This is a genomic window from Streptomyces sp. 71268 (assembly GCF_029392895.1).
GTDB lineage: Bacteria > Actinomycetota > Actinomycetes > Streptomycetales > Streptomycetaceae > Streptomyces.
This window is the reverse complement of sequence record NZ_CP114200.1, coordinates 4,357,295-4,374,881: the sequence shown is the minus strand read 5'-3', so window position 1 is coordinate 4,374,881 and position 17,587 is coordinate 4,357,295. Positions and strand designations below refer to the sequence as shown.

Sequence of the window (17,587 nt, the reverse complement as noted above, 5' to 3'; positions counted from 1 at the left end):
CCGGGCGCCCGCTGAGCGAACGATCCCCGCACCACGACGGGGGTCGAGCGAAGCGCCCGGAGCCGGAGCGGGGTCTGTGGAGGGCCCCGGGGCCTGGAGTGGGCCCACAGGGTCGCGGCGGCGGCGAGCGCACAGGCAGGGGACGGCCTGCTCGCCGCCGCCGTGACCGCACTCCACGCACGGGCGCACGCCGGCGGATCGACCGCCGGCCCGCCCGCGACAACGATCGATCCGGCACCCGCGACGGTGCCGCAACTCGGGAGCGGGAACGGCATGACGACCATGGGAGCGGGCCACGGCCGGGCGGGCGAGGGCGCGCACGGCACGCCAACGGAGGCCGGGGACGGCCACGCCGGCGCCGGCCCGGCGGCCGGCGCGGACGGCGCCCGGGGCGGGCTGCGCGCCCGGGTACGCACGCGCGACAACTGGGCCGTGCGACACGCCGTGCTGACCGTCACCGACATGGCGGGCCAGCAGGTGGCGCGGGCGGCGGCCGACGAGGAGGGCGTGGTGCGCACCGGCGAGCCGCTGCCGCCGGGCCCGTACACGGTGATCGCCACCGCCGTCGGCTACGCGCCGGCCGCCGCCACCGCCCTGGTCACGGCCGCCGGCCAGGCCGACGTCGGCACCCTGGTGCTGGCCCGGCAGGGCGGCGTGGAGCTGCCGCCGCCGGGCACCTGGTCGCTGGACCCGGTGCACTCCTCGGTTACGGCCATCGCCCAACACCTGGGCATCTCCAGCATCCGGGGCCGGTTCCTCGGCTTCGCCGGCCAGGTGGAGATCGCCGAGGACATCGAGCAGTCCCGCGTGACGGCGGTCATCGAGGCGGCCAGCATCGACAGCGGCAACGACATGCGCGACGGCCACCTGCGCTCGGCCGACTTCCTGGACGTGGCCCAGTTCCCCCAGATCACGTACGCCAGCACCGGGCTCACCCCGGTCGGCTCCGACCGCTGGACCGTGCACGGCGACCTGACGATGCGCGGCGTCGTACGGCGGGTAGACCTGGACCTCACGTACCTGGGCACCGGCCAGGACCCGTGGGGCGGGGTGCGCGCCGCGTACCGGGCGACGGCCGAGCTGCGCCGCGAGGACTTCGCCATGCACTACAACCAGGTGGTCGCGGCGGGCATCGCGGCCATCGGCACGACGCTGCGCGTCGAACTCGACATCCAGACCGTCCAGGGCGACCTGCCGCCGCAGACGGCGTAGCGCCCACCCCCTCCTGCCCAGCACCCGGCCCGGGCGCCCGCCGCGCATCCCCTACGGCGGGCGCCCGCGCGTGTTGTGGGCAGGGCGCGGGTCCGGCCGCCGGGACCGTACGAACGGCAGGTGGCCGCCCTACGCCTCGCGCGCCGCGTCGGCCGGGTGGCCCGCGCGCTCGCGCATGACCTCAAGGCCCGCGATGACCATCTCCAGGGCGAAGGCGAAGTCGCGCTCGCGCATCTCCTCCACCGTCGAGCCGCCCCGGGCGCGCATGATCCGGCTGGCATTGCCGAAGGACTCCTCAAGCTCGGGGTCGGCCTCGATGGTGTCCATGACGTGGAAGAAGTAGTCGTCCTGGCTGATGCCGGCCTCCCGGCAGCGCAGCGCGAAGCGGCCCTCGATCGTGCCGAAGCCGTAGACGAACTGGAAGACCACGCTCAGCGCGCCCGTCATGCCCTCGTCGGGCACGCCGCTGCGGCGGATGACCCGCTGCGCGGCCTCGGCGAAGGCCCGCGCGTTCGGGCCGATGTTCAGGTACTCGCCGACCAGCTGCGACACCCACGGGTGCTGGACGAGGATCTTCCGGTACTCGCTGGCGAGTTGGCGGAGCTGGTCGCGCCAGTCGACCAGGTGGCCCGCCTCGTCGACCTCGCCGTCGGCCGGCAGCCGCATCTCGCCGTTGACCTCGTCGAGGGCGAGTTCGAGCAGGTCGTTCTTGGTGGCCACGTACCAGTAGACGGACATGGCGGTGACCCCGAGTTCGGCCGCGAGCCGGCGCATGGAGAACCGGGCCATGCCCTCCGCGTCCAGCAGTCGCACCGTCGCCGCGATGATCTTCACCCGGTCCAGCCCGGCGGGCTGGTCGGCCTTCCGCTTCCCGCTCGACGGCCCGGCCAACCACACGCTGGGCCGTGGCCTGCTCGTGCCGCTGCCGGTTGCCATCCGCGCTCCTCCATCGATCGCCCGCCCGGTACCCGTACCCGATGCTATGCCGCGCCAGCCACCCCGTCGGCCTTCCGTACGGGCTCCGCCGTACGTTCCGCTCGCCACAGCAGCAGCGCCGCCAGCGCGCCCCCGAGGAACACCGCGCCCGCCCCGACCAGCTCGCTGGCCTGGATGCCGCTGGCGAACGCGTCGTGCACGGCGACCCGGTCGGACGCGGTGTCCACCCGCTCCAGCGCGGTCGGCAGCGAGCCGGCGCCGGCCGCGGCGGCGGGCAGCAGCGCGCCGAAGCGGGAGCCGAGGACCGCGCCGAGGGTGGCGACACCGAGGCCGTTGCCGAACTCGGTCAGCGTGCCGTTGACACCGGCCCCGACACCGGCCTTGGCCGGCGGGATGGCCGACATGATCGCGGTGGCCATGGCCGGCATCGCCACCGCCATCCCGGACCCCATCAGCACCAGGCCCGCCAGCACGCCGCCGTACCCGTCCCGGCCCAGCAGCCCGACGACCGCCAGGCCGCCGGCGATCATCGTCATGCCGGCCAGGATGGTGCTGGGCGTGCCGAACCGGGTCAGCAGCCGGGCGCCGACGCCGCTCAGGTTGAGCACCACGATCATCAGGGCCAGCGGCGCGGTGCGCAGGCCGGCGGCCAACGGTTCGTAGCCGAGGACCAGTTGCAGGTGCTGGGTGAGCAGGAACAGCGAGCCGCCCATGCCGAAGGCGATCAGGATGCCGCCGGCCACCGCCCCGACGAAGCGCCGGTCCTCGAAGAAGCTGAGGTCGAGCATCGGGTACGGGACGTGCCGCTCCCAGGCGGCGAAGGCGGCCAGCGCGATCAGCCCGACGGCCGCGGCGACCAGCACCCGGGCCGAGAGCCAGCCGTGCTCCGGCCCGGCGATGATCGCGAAGACGACGCCGCTCATGCCGACCGTGGACAGCAACGCGCCCGGCAGGTCGGGCCGCTCCCCGGCGCCGCTGCGCGACTCGGGCACCATGCGGACCACGGCGACCACCCCGATCAGCGCCACCGGCACGTTGATCAGGAAGATCGCGCCCCACCAGAAGTGGTTGAGCAACGAGCCGCCGATCAGCGGCCCGGCCGCGAACCCCAGCGAACCGACCGCGCCCCACAGCCCGATGGCCTTGGTGCGCTCGTCCTCGGCGAAGACCTGCACGACGACGGCCAGCGTGGTGGTCATCAGCAGCGCGCCACCCACGCCCATCCCGGCGCGGGCCGCGATCAACTGTCCGGGCGACTGCGCGTACGCGGCGGCCACCGAGCCGACACCGAACACCAGCAACCCGGTGACCAGCATCTTCTTACGGCCGTACCGGTCGGCCGCGCTGCCGGCGGTGAGCAGCAACCCGGACTGCACCAGCGCGTAGGCGTTGATCATCCACTGGACGTCGGCGGTGCTCGCGCCCATCTCGCGGGTGAGCGAGGGCACGGCGACGGTGAGGATGGTGTTGTCGAGCAACACGGTGAGCTGCGCGAGGCAGATGACGGCGAGGATCAGCCAGCGCTGCGGATGCCGCGCGGGCGCCTCGTCCGTACCGGCCGCCCCGCCGCCCCGGGACCCCGGCGGCTCGGCGCCGCTCGGGGAGGCGTCCGGCTCGGCGCCGCTCGGGGAGGTGTTCGCGGTGTCGGTGGGGGAGGTGCCCTGGGCGTCGGTGGGCGGCGCGGGCGCGGGCACGCCGCCGCGACGCGCGGCGGGGGTGTGCCGGGGGCCGCGCTCGGCGCCTTGGCGGGGGAGTCAGGGGCGTCCGCGTCGGGCGCCGCGCGGCCGGCGCGGAGCGGGGGGCCGTCGGCGGACGAGGGGCGATCGGGCGAGGGGGGAACGGCGGCCATGAGCACGTCCTTAAACGGTGTACGAACACAGCGACGTACACCGTATAGGAGTCCCCTCTACGCTGTATAGTCGGCGCGCTGCCGGGCCCAGGCCATCACCCCGGCGGGCCCAGGCCGTCGGGCCGTCGGACTCGGCCGGACCAGGCCGTCGGGCTCAGGCCGCCCGGTCCGGCCGGCTCGGACCGGCCCGGTGCCGGGCCCCCACCGCCTCACACCGGTTCGGGCGCGGCCTGCGACCTCGCACGCGACCCGCGCCGCGACGTCGCCTTCGGCGCGGGCGCCGGCTCCGGCGCCGCGTCGGCGGCCTTGATCAGGTAGCCCATGCCGCGCCGGGTGTGGATCATCGGCGACCGGCCGGCGTCGATCTTCCGCCGCAGATAGGAGATGTACAGCTCGACGACGTTGGGCCGGCCGCCGAAGTCGTAGCTCCACACCCGGTCCAGGATCTGCGCCTTGCTCAGCACCCGACGCGGGTTGCGCATCAGGAAGCGCAGCAACTCGTACTCGGTGGCCGTGAGCCGGATCGGCATGCCGCCACGCACGACCTCCTGGCTGTCCTCGTTCAACGTCAGGTCGCCGACGGTGAGCACCGACCCCGCGCGCGTGGTCGGTGCCGCCGAGCGCCGCAGCAACCCGCGCAGCCCCGCGATGACCTCCTCGACCCCGAACGGCTTGGTGACGTACGCGTCGCTGCCCGCCGTCAGCCCCACGGCCCGCTCCCGCGCGGCCTCCCGCGAGGCCAGGAACAGCACCGGCACGCCGGGCACTTCGCGGCGCAGCCCGGCCAGCGCGGAGCGGGCGTCGGCGTCCGGCAGCGAGAGGTCCAGGACGGCGGCGTCGGGCCGGAAGGCGCGGGCCGCCCCCGCGACCCCGCCGCCCCCGCCCGCCGTGCGCACGTCCCAGCGCTCGGACCGGAGCGCCATCGACAGCAACTCGGCGAGCGGTGCCTCATCTTCGACTACGAGGACCCGTACGGGGCTGCCGTCGGGTCGCGTCAGCTCGGTGTGCCCGGTGGGCGATGACGTGGCCATGGCGCAAGCGTGGAGCGGCAGCGTGAGAAGGACCTTGCGGCTTTCTGTGAATCGGCTGAGAAACGGGGCCGCGCGGGCCGGGGGCCGGGCGGACCGGGGCCGGCGGACCGACCGGTTCCGGCGGGCCGACCGGACCCACGGGCCCGGCGGGTTCCGCCGGGTCCAACCGGGCGCGGCCGAGGGGACGTCGCAGCTCAGGCCATGCTCACCCGGTGGGACGAAAACCCGGCATGGCCGGAATACGCGCGTGACCGGGCCCGCTGTACCCGGCATGGCACTTCATGAACGTCTTGGCCGGGTCGGTGTGTGGAGCCTGGGCCTGCGCGCGGACGACCCGGCGCGCGAAGCGGAGTTGGGCGAGGCAGCGGCGGAGCTGGAGGAGTTGGGGTACGGGACGCTGTGGATCGGCGGCAGCCCGTCGGTCGACCAGGCGGTCCCACTACTGGCCAGCACGGAGCGGGTCACCGTCGGCACCAGCATCCTCAGCATCTGGGACCACGCCGCGGCGGACGTCGCCGCCCGCCACGCGGAGGTCAACGCCGCGTACGGGGGCCGGTTCCTGCTCGGCCTCGGCGTGAGCCACGACGAGATCGCCCAGAAGAACGACCACCCGCTGGCGAACCGCCCGTACTCGGCGCTCAAGGAGTACCTGACCGCCCTGGACACCGCCCCGACGCCGGTCCCCCGGGACCAGCGGGCGCTGGCCGCGCTCGGCCCCAAGATGCTCGAACTCTCCCGCGACCGCGCGCTCGGCGCCCTCCCGTACCTGGTCACGCCCGAGCACGTGGCCCAGGCCCGCGCCACGCTCGGCCCCGACGCGGTGCTGGCCCCCGAGTTCAAGGTGGTCCTGGACCCGGACCCGGAGCGGGCCCGCGCCGTCGCCCGCACCTACCTGTCGTTCTACCTGCGCCTGGCCAACTACGCGAAGAACCTGCTGCGACTCGGCTTCACCGAGGACGACCTGGCGGACGGCGGCAGCGACCGCCTCCTGGACGCCATCTTCGCCATCGGCAGCCCGGAGGCCGCCCGCGAGCGGGCCGACGAGTTCCGCGCGGCCGGCGCCGACCACCTGGCCGTACAGGTGGTGACCGGGCAGGAACGGGAGCAGCCGGTGCGACTCCCGCGCGCCGAGTGGCGCACCCTGGCCGAGGCCCTGCCGCTCACCGACTGACGCCCGCGAAGGCCGCGAAGCCGGCCCGCAGAGAGCGGTACGGGACGGGTGCCCCTGCCCCATCGACTCGACGGAAAGGGTGACTCCGTTGTCCACAGGACAGGAGTTGTCCACAGGGCGATCTCCCGCCCCGTCCGCTCCGGCGCCTCGTCCCGTACCGTCGGCACATGAGGATTCTCGCGATCTCCGGCAGTCTGCGCGCCACATCGTCCAACGGGGCGGTCCTGGAAACCGCGCTGGAAACCCTTGACCGCTCGACATGGACCGTGACGTACGGCGAGATCGGCACGCTCCCGCACTTCAACCAGGACCTCGACGGCGAGGACGCGATACCGCACCCCTCGGTGGCCGCGCTGCGCTCGGCCGTGGCCGAGGCGGACGCGCTGCTGTTCGTGAGCCCGGAGTACGCGCACGGCGTGCCCGGCACGCTCAAGAACGCCATCGACTGGCTGGTCAGCACCGGAGAACTCGGCGGCAAGCCCACGGCCGTCATCACCGCGTCCCCGCACCCGGCCGGCGGCGAGTTCGCCTACGACCAACTGCGCGAGACCCTCGGCATGTTGCACGCCCAGCTCGTCGACGACGCCTGTCTGCGCATCCCGGTGGTCGGCACGAAGCTGGACCGCGAGACGGGCCGCGTCCGGGACGAGGCCACCCGCGCCGAGTTGACCTCGGCCTTGTCCGCCCTGACGAAGTCGGCCCAGGGCTGACCGTCCCACACGGCCCGGCACGAGCGCACCGCCACGCCCACGCCCACCCCACCCCGCTCCCGTCGCCCGTCACCCACCGCCCGCCCACCGCTCACCACCGCCCGCCGACCGCCCCGAAACGAGCCCGATCGCATGAGCGCCCTGCGCACGATCCACGACGTACCCGTCTTCGTCCTGCCCGCCGACGGCGAGCCCCTGGCCACCGAGCAGGACGCCCTCGACCTCATCGGCAACGCCTCGTACCAGGGCGCGCGGTGGGTCGTCGTCCCCGCGGACCGGCTCGCCCCCGCGTTCTACGAGCTGCGCACCAGGCTCGCCGGCGACATCGTCCAGAAGTTCGTCAACTACCGCGTGGGCCTGGCCGTGGTCGGCGACATATCCGCCCAGACAGCGGCCAGTTCGTCCCTGCGGGACTTCGTCCGGGAGTGCAACCGGGGTCGCCAGACCTGGTTCGTCGCCGACGAGGACGAGCTGCGCGAGCGCCTTGCCGGTTAGCCCACGGCGGCTGCCGCTCCCTCACGGCGCGGCGTCGGGCCGCCCGATCCCCCACAGCCGGGCGGCGTTGTCGTAACAGACCGCGCGCAGCCACGCCGCGTCCTGGTCGAGCCGGGTGAGGACGTCCAGGGCGTGGTGGTAGCCGTACGGGATGTTGGGGAAGTCGCTACCGAAGAGGACGCGGTCCCCGAGTGTCCCGAGCCGCGCCCGCTCCGCGCGCGGGAACGGTACGAACTCCTCGGTGAAGTCGGTGAACGCCATTGTCGTGTCGAGGTACACGCCGGGGTACCGCTCGGCCAGGTCGAAGAACTCCGTGTACTCCGGCATCCCCAGGTGCGCGACGATCAGCCGCAGCCGTGGATGCCGGGCGAGCACTGTCCCGATCGGCCCGGGCCCGGTGAACGCTCCCGGCGCCGGCCCCGACCCGCAGTGCGTCACGACCGGCACCCCGGCCTCGGCGATGGCGCCCCACACCGGATCGAGCAACGGATCGGCCGGGTCGTACGCGCCCACCTGCACATGCGCCTTGAACACCCGCGCGCCACCCGCCAACGCCTCCACCACGTACCCGGCGGCCTCCGGCTCGGGATAGAAGGTGGCCGTCCGCAGACAGTCGGGCGTGCGGGCGGCGAACTCGGCGGCCCAGCCGTTGAGCCAGGCGGCCATGCCGGGCTTGTGCGGATAGACCATGGACGTGAACGCCCGCACGCCGAACCCTCGCAGCGTGGCCAGCCGTTCGTCCTCTTCCTGCCGGTAGGTGATCGGCCAGGGGCGACCGAGCAGCGGCCCGGCGGAGTCGAAGTACGCCCAGACCTTGGCGAGCACCCGCTCGGGCATGAAGTGCGTGTGTACGTCGATCAGCCCCGGCAACCCCAGCTCGCCCCAGAACCCGACGACCCGCTCCCGCTCGCCCCCTGCAAGATCCATGACAGCAACCGTGCCAGACCCACCAACCGACCACCAGAGACGACTCCGGGCACCCGCGCCAACCCAGAAAACGACCGAGGGCCCGGCACCTGGTGCCGGACCCTCGATCTTTCAGTAGCGGGGACAGGATTTGAACCTGCGACCTCTGGGTTATGAGCCCAGCGAGCTACCGAGCTGCTCCACCCCGCGTCGATGAATGCAACCTTACGGCAATCTCCCCACAGAGGGAAATCGATTCTCCGACGCAGGTCAGAGCCTCCCCGCGAGCCTGCCCCCGCGCCTGCGAACCGCCGAGAGCCAGCCCACTTCGCACACCGCGACCCCAGCGGTGACACAACACACCACAACGCCTACGCCCCACGACCACGTACGGCATCCACCCGCATCCACCCGATACCGGGCCCCTCGGCCCGCCTCCCTCACATCCCGCCTCGCACACCCCACAGCCCCCTCACACACCCGACGCGCGACCGGCCCGCCCCGCCAACCACGCACTTCCCACATTCGAGGCGCCACCACGAAACAGGCAGAATATTCGCCCCACCCCACAGAGCCCGAAAGACCTAGATAAAACCCAGCAGAAAAGGAAACGACGCGACGACCTCCGAACCGCTTCGCGCCCGTATAACGGCACGCGAAAGGCTCAAAGGCCGCCGCGACACAGCAGGAATCAAGAGTCTTCGCACCACAGTGGGGAGCGACGACGCCTCAAAAACCCGCCGACATCACCTCACGCGTCGACGTCAGCCGATTGCCGGCTCAATCTTGCCGTGCGCATTGGCGGGCATGAACTTCTTGTTGCCCGCGTAATGCACCTGGTAGCCGGAGCCGACGGCGTTGACCCAGGTCAGCGGGTCCAGGATGTTCGACCCGCTGTCGAGGTTCGCGACACCCGTCGAGTCGGTCACCGCGGTGCCGAACTGACGGCCGTTAGCCAGCGTGAACGAGATCGGCTGGTTGGCGATCGGCTGCCCGTCACCATCCAGGAGAGTCGCGCTCATCTGGGCCTGAGCCTGCCCGAGCACCGTGCCCTTGACCGTGGAAGCAGTCAGCTTCGGGTACGTCTTCTCATCGCTGGGCTGCGGCTGCGGCGGGTAGTAGTAACCCCCGCCCTGCTGCGGCGGCGGCTGGGGCGGGTAGTACCCGGGCGGCGGGGGCGGAGGGTAGTACCCCGGCGGCGGGTAATACCCGACGGGCTGCTGCTGAGGCGGGTAGTACCCGGGCGGCGGCGGGGGCGGGTAGCCCTGCTGCGGGTAAGGGTGCGTCAACGAAACTCCTTAACGAGTATCGAAGCGGAGGCGTTTATCGCCTTGCGGGTTCAGCCTGGCATCCGATCCGTTAATACAGGAATAGCAGAACAGACATATTCACCCGCACGGTGCACGCACCATCACGACATTGACGGGCGCCACGCGAAATCCACAATCCCGTTAATCGCCGGCCAATACGACGCTACCCCGAAAGAGAAGGGGCTGCTCCCCGTTCAGCAAAAAGCATTTTCCTTGCAGCGAGACGCCAAAAGTGGACGCTTCCGCGCGCACCCCACCCGCCGGCCATCTCGCCCTACCGAACCACCCTGCACAGCAGACGCGTTGGCCTCCCTCGGCACATCGGAGAACGTCTGGCGTCGAGCGGACCACTGACCACCACTCGCCCGCGGCGGAGTTCGACGGTCAGTCCCGCGCGAACCGTCGAAGTCGCGACCGTCCCTCTGCCGTCCGGCTCAGGGGGCGGAGAGCCCGACGTCGTCGGCCTCCCCGCCATCCCCGCTTGGCGCCCCGACGCCCACGGCACCACCCAGCCAACCGAACCGTCTGTCCGCCTGACGCCCCGCCCCGCATCCCGCTACGCTGCCGGTCCCCCCACACGTCATACACAACCTTCATACCCGGGGGACCTCTTGAACGACTTCTCGCAGCAACCAACCAGCCCCCGCTGGGCCCCCAGCCTCCGCCCCCGCCACGCGGGACTCGCAGGCGGAAGGCCCTCATCGCCGCCGCTGTCACGTTCGCCGCGCTCCTGACCATCGGCGTGGTCGGCGCCATTGCTGGCGACGACGACGAAGGCGACGGCAAGACCGCCGACCGAGCAGCCGCCTCCAGGACGCCGACACCCGAGCCGTCGCGAACACCGACCCCCGACACGACACCCGCGACACCCGCCACACCGAAGCCCGCCCCGGAGGACGCCACCCCCAGCGAGAAGCCCACCCCCGAGCCAACCCGCGACAACACCGAGAAAACGAAGACGGCCCTGCTCCCGGACTTCGTCGGCAGACAACTCCAAGCCGCGCAGGACGCCGCCCAGGAAGCCGGCTTCTACAACCTGACCTCGCACGACGTGACGGGCGAGAACCGCTTCCAGGTCTACGACCGGAACTGGCACATCTGCTCACAAACACCCAACCCCGGGGCGCACGCCCCTGACAGCAAGGTGGACTTCGGCGTCGTCAAGAACAACGAGACGTGCCCCTGACGCGGACGACGCGCACACCCCCCGTCCCGATCGCGTCGGCCCCAGCAGCCCCCAGCGATGAGGCTGCCCGACCGATCGGGCGCCCGGGCACCCGTGACACGGAGACCGTTCACCGCGGGCAGGTCAGGCTCGTGATCCAGACGGGCGTGGTGGCCATGGACGAAAACTTCGAACCGTAGCCGCGCCGATTGACAAGAGATGGCGGCGGACGGGCCGCATGGATGATGCTCACCCTTCCGCTGGAGCCAAGCAAGGAAGCGGTGAGAAGGCGCCCCAGTCACCACATCGGAAATTCCTTTCTTTACAGAAGGTCGCGGGCAAGCTTGAATTCTGGAATGCCCCGAAGGGCATATGCAGGTACGGAAAACTGGACATTTCGAAGAACCTTGTTTCCAGACCAAGGGCTTCCGGCCGTGCCCGCATTTCCACCGCGAAGGAATTCCATGTGAACCACAAGACCGTACGCATCTCCACGCTCGTTGCCGTTACCGCCACAGCGGTGGCCGTGGTAGCGCCTATGGCATCCGCCACCGCAAGGGAGCACACTGCCGAGGCCCATTACACGCAGCAAACCCGGCAGGTGGCGGATGCGCAGGATCAGATCGACCTCCTCGCCGCTATCAAGGAGGCCGGCTTTGACGAGCGACTCCTGGCGCTGCCGTCGAGCCCGTCTCCGTGGCAAGTTGCCGAAGCCCTCTACCCGGGCAACGCCGACGCGCAGCGAGCGGCGCTGCCACTCCTGATCGCCTCGGCCTCCGACTCCGTTCTGACGGGACTCGAAGATCTGGAATCGAGGGGGCTGAAGGACTGGTGGAACAAGGGCAAGCGCGTAGCAGCCTGCGTCGGCGCTGTTGGTACTTCGTGGCGGGCAACGGCCTCCTGGTCTCCAAGGCGACCAAGTTCGGCGGGGTCGTCAAGGGTGCGAGGTTGATCGCGCAGGCCGGTAACCGCGAGGAGCGGCTGAAGCTGGCCATCGCCATCTTCGGCAACGTGAGCGGCGTCGCCGGCCTGGCAAAGGCTTGCGGTGGCTGATCCGCCCCAGAAGGAAGCGCAGCATGCAGAACGTGTTCATGGGGGCGTTCGTCCTCGCCGTGGTCGTGGAGACCGTCATCTTGTGCCTGTTCCTCGGCCAGCTCTGGCGCTTTCTCAAACGTGATGGGCCAGAGCCGACCGCACTGAGGGGAATCGATGTCCTCGCGGGGGCCGCGGTGTTCGGCGCGGCCTCAACCACCCTCCAGCTAGTGGCCTCCACCTGGAGCGAGGTGAGCTGGGCGGACACTCTGTTGTTCGCCTCCGTGTTCGGCATCGCCACCGCCGGGTGCGTGCAGGCAGCACGGCGGGCTGGGCATGTCACGGTGCAGTACCTACTGCTCGCCGTACCGCTCGGCTTCGGAACTGTCGCGGGAACATCCGGAACTACCTTGTGATTTCCCCAGTGAGGCGCTGCGACTCGGGAAACACCCCCCTTTCCGAGCCACGGCGCCACTCTCACGACTCGCATGGCCGTCAACCCAAGGCGTGGCAACAATGAAGCGCCTAGTACGTACGGCAGTCCCACCAGTCAAGTCATACACCCCGCCGTGCACGAATTCCGCTGTGCTCCCCATACCGGCTCTGCAAGGAATTTCCGATGCGGCGGTTGGGTCAGCCTTTCACCATCTTCTCGCCCGATGAATTGGCCGGTTTATGATGGCGTCGGAGGTCTGGTTATGCGCGTGGAACAGTTGGAGTACCTGGCGGCGGTGACGCGGTTGGGGTCCTTGCGCCGCGCCTCGGAAGAACTGCACTTATCGCAGCCAGCGCTGAGCGAGACACTGCGCAACCTGGAGCGGGAACTGGGAGTGCAACTGCTGGAGCGCAAGCGTTCCGGCGCGAAAATCAGCGATGAAGGACGCGAACTCCTGCCACACATCGCGGAAGTGCTGAACGCCGTCGACCAGTTGCGCCAAGCAGCCGACGAACAGCACCACATCAGCCGCAGGTTGCGCCTGGGTACGGTCAACGCGGCCACGGTCACACTCCTCGCACCGGCCATCCGCGAGTTCCGCGCCACCCACCCTTCGACGCCCGTTGAAGTGATCGCCGGAGGGCGGGACGCCATACAGCAGCGCCTCGCAGAGGGCAGTTTCGATCTCGGCTTGATCAGCTACCTCCATGACGACAAGCCGCCCCCGACTCTGCAAGCCACCGAACTGCTTCGCGGACGCCCGGTCGTCTGCGTGCGCCCGGACAGCGCGTTGGCGGCGCTCACCAGGGTCACCGTCACCGACCTACTGACCGAGCCGCTGATCATGATGCGGTCCGGCTACGCCATGCACCGCTTCGTACACCGGCTTCTCAGCGGCACGCCCCCGAGCCTGTCGTACGCGGCCGAGGGCGCCGAGATGTGCAAGTTGATGGTGGCCGAGGGGCTGGGGGCTACCGTGCTGCCCGACTACAGCGTCCTCGACGACCCGCTGGTACGCGGCGGCGCGATCAGCCACCGCCCTCTGGCGGACGACACAACCGAACTCCGCGTGATGATCCACCGGCGTCACACACACCCAGCGCCCAAGACAGAGCAGGATCTGCACGCCATACTCGTGCGCCGGGCCGCGGAACGGCGTACCAGGCGACCTACCGACAAAGGGCTCTGCTGAGGTCGCGAGAGGCTGCCGTCAACAGGCGGCAGCGGCCCACGCTGGGCGGATCGTCGCTCGGCGCACCCCACCCAGCCCCGCCTGACACGCCTGGGGCCAGGTTGCCGCGCTGGAGCTGCGCGGTGGCGAGGCAGAAGCCGCAGGGATGCGCGGCTCCGCCGACTGTCGGCGGGCTCACGGCGAAGTGTCTCTCGACGATCTTCAAACCGTAGACACGCGGAACAACACACAACAACAAGAGGGGCCCCGATTCGGGGCCCCTCATCTGCGCGCTCGGCAGGATTCGAACCTGCAACCTCTTGATCCGTAGGCAACTCGACCACCGTGCTATCTCACTGCTGGTAGGGCGTTGACCTGCGGCGGAGGGACCGTTCACGTTCGTGGTTGTTCGCCGGTGTGCGCTGTGGTTGTCACGCAGTTAGACACTCAGAATGCCCTTGCTGGCTACGGCGGCGCGGCCGGACGTTCGGCCCCGATGGTGGTGAGCAGAGCGGAGCGCCCACGACGGGCTGAGCCACCGCGCGGCAGCAGTTGCCCCCCATCGGCCCGGGCCTGGCGGGTGGTCTGCTCACGCTGCGGTATCCGTGACGGCGGCAGTACGGCGCCCCGCCCTCGATGACCGTGTGCCGGCCGATCGCGAACCCACGGTGCCACCCCTTCGCCGCTTGCCTGATCTCCCCTTGCCATGGTCGCCGCCGCAGTCGGGAGCGCGCGTGCCACGTAAACCCCTCACCGTTTCCGGCCTTCCCCTCACCACCACGCGCCTTCATCACCTTCGCGCGTCTTCTGGGCCTGGCTGCTGGGCTGTCGGCGACGGGTTGGCGCTGTGGCTTCGCGCCCGCGGCTTGGCTGCCTTGCCGGGGTCGGCTTGGTGTGGACTGCTGGTGGGGCCTGTGGGAGCGGCCCCAGGGTGGTGGACTGCCCGGGGTGGTGGGTGATTCAGCTCTCGGAGTCCGGCGTACGGGCTTGGGCGGGGCAAAGCGTGTAGCGGGGCACCCCGGGGCCTTCTTGCCGGGCGCGGGGCCGTGCGGCGGGCGCCGAAGGCGTAGAGCCGCACGAGCCCCGGGCGGCCCGCAGTGCGGGCCGACTGGGTGTGTCCCGTAGCGGTGCTGGGGACCCCAGCATTGCCCAGCCGCGCCGGGTGCCCGAAGGGCAAGAGCAGCCCACAGGCCCCGGGCGAGGCAGCACCCGCCCCAAGGGGACGCTCCCACGGGGCCCCGGGCCCGCGAGGATGACACGGGCGCCCGGGTCACGGCCTGGGCCTGCTCGCCCGCACACGCGCTCCGGCCATCGACGCTCGACCACACCGCCCGCACACCCCCAAGGCCACCGGGTCGAAGCAGCAGCAGCGCCCCGCCTGCGGCGGCTTCCACGCGCGCCCCTCCCCCTCCCCGCCCGGAACGGGCGGGCTTGATGAGGTAGAGAAATCTGTAACAGCTACGCCGTGACCGGGTCGTCCTCATCGGTGATCCGGAATTCATAGTTCAACGAGTAGCGGTCCCCGGGGATCACAATGTCTGCTGTCTCAACCACGCGCTCGTCGGTGCGGAAGGTTCGCCGGATACAGAAGACGTGCACCCCTGGGTCAACCCGCAGCAGATGCGCTTCGTGCGACCTGGGGGGCCTGACCTCAACCTCTTCCGAAACCTTGGTCACCTCAACGCCGATGGCATCCATGCGGTTGATGACGCCCGCGTTGGCGTATTGCCCCTCTTCTGGGAACTCGATAGCCGTTCCACCCGTAACCTCCAGCGGCTCGTAGGAGACTGACGACTGAATCGGCTCACCGTCCGCCTTGAATACGTACTCGGTCTTCATGACCTCGCTGCCGGGCTCAACGCCGAGGCGCCTAGCCACCGCTGACGTAGCAGCCACGCGCACGCTAGTAGCCTCGACATTCGGGTCGCGCCCCGCAGCGATGGCGTCGCTCGCGAACTCCCCCAGCTTCTTCTGTCGCCGGTAGCGTCGCGGCTTGCGTTCAAGTTTCCGCTGCTCGCGGACATACGTCCCCGATCCACGGCGCTTATCGATCAACCCGGCGTGGGCGAGCTGCTCCAGAGCCTTTCGAGCCGTTTCACGGGCGACGCCGTATCGCTCGATCAGCACGTTCTCCCCTGGGACCCGTGCGCCCGGCTCCAGCTCGCCCGCCTCGATGGCGCGCTCCAGGGCCGCGCTGATCTGAGCATACAGGGGGCGGTTGTCATCGTCAGCTAGGTCGGGGAGGTGGTTCATGCCTCCATGCTCTCAGCCCCTCTCTGGAGAACCAACGCCCAGCAGCGTTGACTTCTCCGGAGAACTACCCCATCCTGAAGATGCAAGTTCTCCGGAGAACTTCGGAGAACGCAAAAGGCGCGGCGTCCGCCTGCCAGCAAGCCGCCGCGCCCAACCCCTCAGAAAGGGTGTCTTCAGTATGCCGTCGTTCAAGATCGATCTTTCGACTGCCGTGGTATTCGTGGCGACTGCGCCCGAGCCGAAGTTGGTGAACAAGAAGACCGGGGAGCGGGCCGTGGACCGGGAGACCGGTGCGGGTTTGTCCACGGTGGGCCTGCTGGTCTCGGACGAGGGTGACGGGAACCTGCTTCAGGTCACCGTTCCGGAGACGGGTATCCCGTCCGGGCTCACGCCGGGGATGCCGGTGTCGGTGACGGGCCTTAAGGCGCGGGACTGGGAGTCGGAGTTCAACGGGCAGAAGCGGCACGGCATCGCGTTTCGCGCGGTTGCCATCACGCCGGGGGTCTGAGTCGTGGACTTGTCCCTGTTGGAGGTGGGCGGCCCGGTGGCCGCTGGTGCTGGCGGGCTGGTCTACGCCCGGGTACGTGCGCCGGGTGTGTACTGGGCCCTGGTGGGCTTGCCTGTGACGCGGGTGCGGTTCGCGGCTACGTATCGCACCACGATGGAGGTGTGCGGGCTGACGGTGACGCCCGCGCGGTGGCGCTCGGCTGTGGCTCGTACGGTCGCTCGTCGTGAGGTGCGTCCGGCGGTGCCTCGGGTGCGGCGGGTGCGTCCCACGGCTACGGGTCTGGTGGCCACGCTGCGGCTTCCGGCCGGTATGGAGCCTGCGGATATGGCCGCCGCCTCGAACCGGCTTCGCCACGCCTGGGGCGTGCACGCGGTGCGGGTGGTCGAGACGAAGCCGGGCACCGTTGAGCTGCGAATGACGGGTTTCGATGTGCTCAGGCGTCCGCGTCTGCCGCGTCGGGCTCCGCGTGGTCTGCTGGTGGTGCCGGTCGCGGTGCGCGGGGACGGCTCGGCTTTCGTCCGCGACTTCCGCAAGATCCCCCACAACCTCACCCTCGGTGCCACGGAGTCGGGGAAGTCCATGCTCCAACGCAACCTGGTGGCCGGCTTGGCGCCGCAACGGGTGGCGTTGGTGGGCATCGACTGCAAGCGCGGGGTGGAGCACACGGCGTACGCGCCGCGTCTATCCGCTTTGGCTACCGATCCTGAGCAGGCTGCCGCGCTCCTGGAAGCGCTGGTTGCGGAGATGGGTGACCGTTTTGACCTCCTCAAGGCTCACCAGGGCGTGAACGCGGCGGTGCCGGATGCGGAGATCACCTCCGACATCTGGGGCTTGCCGGCTGAGGTGCGCCCGGTGCCGATCGTCGTCCTGGTCGATGAGGTGGCCGAGTTGTTCATGGTCGCGTCGAAGTCGGATGAGGAACGGCGGGATCAGATGGTCACGCACCTGATCCGGTTGGCGCAGATGGCGCGTGCGGTCGGTATCTACCTGGAGATCTCCGGCCAGCGCTTCGGCTCGGAACTAGGCAAGGGCGCCACGATGCTCCGGGCCCAGTTGACCGGCCGTATCTGCCACCGCGTCAACGACGAGTCGTCCGCGAAGATGGCCTTGGGTGACATCGCTCCGGAGGCGGTGGGCGTCGCGTGCGCGATCGCTCCGGACATGCCGGGTCTGGCCGTGGCCGGGGACTCCTCCGGGGGCTGGTCGCAGATCCGCACCCCGAAGATGAGCCCGCGTGAGGCTGCCGCGCTGTGCCGTGACTACGCGCACCTCACCCCGGCTATCGCCTCGCTGGCCGCGTTCCGCCCGGCACTGATCCCGGTGGCCTCCGAGCAGGCGACCGACTAGTTCCCCCTCGCTTTCCACGGTCGGCGCGACCGCCTTCGCGCCAGGTCCCTACCCC

16 protein-coding genes and 1 tRNA gene are annotated in these 17,587 nt (G+C 70.5%); 10 read left to right on the top strand and 7 right to left on the bottom strand.

Going from position 1 to position 17,587, the window contains the following annotated elements; all coding sequences use genetic code 11:
* Positions 1-273 precede the first annotated feature (273 nt).
* Positions 274-1,212 (top strand): YceI family protein, encoded by a 939-nt coding sequence (locus OYE22_RS16915; RefSeq protein ID WP_277321189.1) that lies wholly within the window; start codon positions 274-276, stop codon positions 1,210-1,212.
* A gap of 129 nt (positions 1,213-1,341) precedes the next feature.
* Here OYE22_RS16915 and OYE22_RS16910 read toward each other — a convergent pair whose 3' ends face one another.
* The 3 genes from OYE22_RS16910 to OYE22_RS16900 form a co-directional block, all read right to left on the bottom strand.
* Entirely contained in the window at positions 1,342-2,148 is an 807-nt protein-coding gene (locus OYE22_RS16910) for a TetR/AcrR family transcriptional regulator C-terminal domain-containing protein (protein ID WP_187088465.1), read from the bottom strand.
* Positions 2,149-2,192: 44 nt separating this feature from the next.
* Positions 2,193-3,665, bottom strand: coding sequence for an MFS transporter (locus OYE22_RS16905; RefSeq protein WP_277324172.1), 1,473 nt, complete (start codon positions 3,663-3,665; stop codon positions 2,193-2,195).
* Positions 3,666-4,206: 541 nt separating this feature from the next.
* On the bottom strand, positions 4,207-5,028 hold the full coding sequence (locus OYE22_RS16900; RefSeq protein ID WP_277321188.1) for a response regulator transcription factor: 822 nt from the start codon (positions 5,026-5,028) through the stop codon (positions 4,207-4,209).
* Positions 5,029-5,299: 271 nt separating this feature from the next.
* Here OYE22_RS16900 and OYE22_RS16895 point away from each other — a divergent pair, with 271 nt between their 5' ends.
* The 3 genes from OYE22_RS16895 to OYE22_RS16885 all read left to right on the top strand — a co-directional run bounded on the left by OYE22_RS16895 (position 5,300) and on the right by OYE22_RS16885 (position 7,404).
* Positions 5,300-6,199 carry a TIGR03620 family F420-dependent LLM class oxidoreductase gene (locus tag OYE22_RS16895; RefSeq protein ID WP_277321187.1) on the top strand — a complete coding sequence of 300 codons (900 nt, stop codon included), beginning with the start codon at positions 5,300-5,302 and terminating at the stop codon, positions 6,197-6,199.
* Positions 6,200-6,366: 167 nt separating this feature from the next.
* On the top strand, positions 6,367-6,909 hold the full coding sequence (locus tag OYE22_RS16890) for an NADPH-dependent FMN reductase (protein ID WP_277321186.1): 543 nt from the start codon (positions 6,367-6,369) through the stop codon (positions 6,907-6,909).
* Between the two features lie 132 nt (positions 6,910-7,041).
* Positions 7,042-7,404: a DUF4180 domain-containing protein gene (locus OYE22_RS16885; RefSeq protein WP_277321185.1), complete on the top strand. Its 363-nt coding sequence runs from the start codon at positions 7,042-7,044 to the stop codon at positions 7,402-7,404.
* Between the two features lie 21 nt (positions 7,405-7,425).
* Here OYE22_RS16885 and OYE22_RS16880 read toward each other — a convergent pair whose 3' ends face one another.
* From OYE22_RS16880 to OYE22_RS16870, 3 genes are all read right to left on the bottom strand, one after another.
* Positions 7,426-8,331, bottom strand: a complete 906-nt coding sequence (locus tag OYE22_RS16880) for an amidohydrolase family protein (RefSeq protein ID WP_277321184.1) — start codon at positions 8,329-8,331, stop codon at positions 7,426-7,428.
* Positions 8,332-8,446: 115 nt separating this feature from the next.
* A tRNA-Met gene (locus tag OYE22_RS16875) sits at positions 8,447-8,520 on the bottom strand.
* A gap of 554 nt (positions 8,521-9,074) precedes the next feature.
* The gene (locus OYE22_RS16870; protein WP_277321183.1) at positions 9,075-9,599 is read right to left on the bottom strand and encodes a hypothetical protein; all 525 of its coding nucleotides are present in this window, start codon (positions 9,597-9,599) and stop codon (positions 9,075-9,077) included.
* A 763-nt stretch (positions 9,600-10,362) separates the two neighbouring features.
* On the opposite strand from OYE22_RS16870, the gene OYE22_RS16865 reads away from it, so the two are divergent.
* The 4 genes from OYE22_RS16865 to OYE22_RS16850 all read left to right on the top strand — a co-directional run bounded on the left by OYE22_RS16865 (position 10,363) and on the right by OYE22_RS16850 (position 13,445).
* Positions 10,363-10,806, top strand: coding sequence for a hypothetical protein (locus tag OYE22_RS16865; RefSeq protein ID WP_277321182.1), 444 nt, complete (start codon positions 10,363-10,365; stop codon positions 10,804-10,806).
* 217 nt (positions 10,807-11,023) lie between these two features.
* Positions 11,024-11,737, top strand: coding sequence for a hypothetical protein (locus tag OYE22_RS16860; RefSeq protein WP_277321181.1), 714 nt, complete (start codon positions 11,024-11,026; stop codon positions 11,735-11,737).
* A gap of 124 nt (positions 11,738-11,861) precedes the next feature.
* Positions 11,862-12,233 carry a hypothetical protein gene (locus tag OYE22_RS16855; protein WP_277321180.1) on the top strand — a complete coding sequence of 124 codons (372 nt, stop codon included), beginning with the start codon at positions 11,862-11,864 and terminating at the stop codon, positions 12,231-12,233.
* A gap of 282 nt (positions 12,234-12,515) precedes the next feature.
* Positions 12,516-13,445: a LysR family transcriptional regulator gene (locus tag OYE22_RS16850; RefSeq protein ID WP_277321179.1), complete on the top strand. Its 930-nt coding sequence runs from the start codon at positions 12,516-12,518 to the stop codon at positions 13,443-13,445.
* Between the two features lie 1,437 nt (positions 13,446-14,882).
* Here the strand turns inward: OYE22_RS16850 and OYE22_RS16845 are convergent.
* Positions 14,883-15,677: a GntR family transcriptional regulator gene (locus OYE22_RS16845; protein WP_277321178.1), complete on the bottom strand. Its 795-nt coding sequence runs from the start codon at positions 15,675-15,677 to the stop codon at positions 14,883-14,885.
* A 178-nt stretch (positions 15,678-15,855) separates the two neighbouring features.
* Between OYE22_RS16845 and OYE22_RS16840 the strand changes: the two genes are divergently transcribed.
* The gene (locus tag OYE22_RS16840) at positions 15,856-16,185 is read left to right on the top strand and encodes a hypothetical protein (RefSeq protein WP_277321177.1); all 330 of its coding nucleotides are present in this window, start codon (positions 15,856-15,858) and stop codon (positions 16,183-16,185) included.
* A gap of 3 nt (positions 16,186-16,188) precedes the next feature.
* Complete coding sequence (locus OYE22_RS16835; RefSeq protein ID WP_277321176.1) at positions 16,189-17,532, top strand: FtsK/SpoIIIE domain-containing protein; 1,344 nt, start codon at positions 16,189-16,191, stop codon at positions 17,530-17,532.
* The last annotated feature ends 55 nt before the right edge of the window (positions 17,533-17,587 follow it).

Coding starts and splice junctions, on each gene's coding strand:
- OYE22_RS16915 (WP_277321189.1), top strand. CDS start 274: ATGACGACCATGGGAGCGGGCCACGGCCGGGCGGGCGAGGGCGCGCAC.
- OYE22_RS16910 (WP_187088465.1), bottom strand. CDS start 2,148: ATGGCAACCGGCAGCGGCACGAGCAGGCCACGGCCCAGCGTGTGGTTG.
- OYE22_RS16900 (WP_277321188.1), bottom strand. CDS start 5,028: ATGGCCACGTCATCGCCCACCGGGCACACCGAGCTGACGCGACCCGAC.
- OYE22_RS16895 (WP_277321187.1), top strand. CDS start 5,300: ATGGCACTTCATGAACGTCTTGGCCGGGTCGGTGTGTGGAGCCTGGGC.
- OYE22_RS16890 (WP_277321186.1), top strand. CDS start 6,367: ATGAGGATTCTCGCGATCTCCGGCAGTCTGCGCGCCACATCGTCCAAC.
- OYE22_RS16885 (WP_277321185.1), top strand. CDS start 7,042: ATGAGCGCCCTGCGCACGATCCACGACGTACCCGTCTTCGTCCTGCCC.
- OYE22_RS16880 (WP_277321184.1), bottom strand. CDS start 8,331: ATGGATCTTGCAGGGGGCGAGCGGGAGCGGGTCGTCGGGTTCTGGGGC.
- OYE22_RS16860 (WP_277321181.1), top strand. CDS start 11,024: ATGGATGATGCTCACCCTTCCGCTGGAGCCAAGCAAGGAAGCGGTGAG.
- OYE22_RS16855 (WP_277321180.1), top strand. CDS start 11,862: ATGCAGAACGTGTTCATGGGGGCGTTCGTCCTCGCCGTGGTCGTGGAG.
- OYE22_RS16850 (WP_277321179.1), top strand. CDS start 12,516: ATGCGCGTGGAACAGTTGGAGTACCTGGCGGCGGTGACGCGGTTGGGG.
- OYE22_RS16845 (WP_277321178.1), bottom strand. CDS start 15,677: ATGAACCACCTCCCCGACCTAGCTGACGATGACAACCGCCCCCTGTAT.
- OYE22_RS16840 (WP_277321177.1), top strand. CDS start 15,856: ATGCCGTCGTTCAAGATCGATCTTTCGACTGCCGTGGTATTCGTGGCG.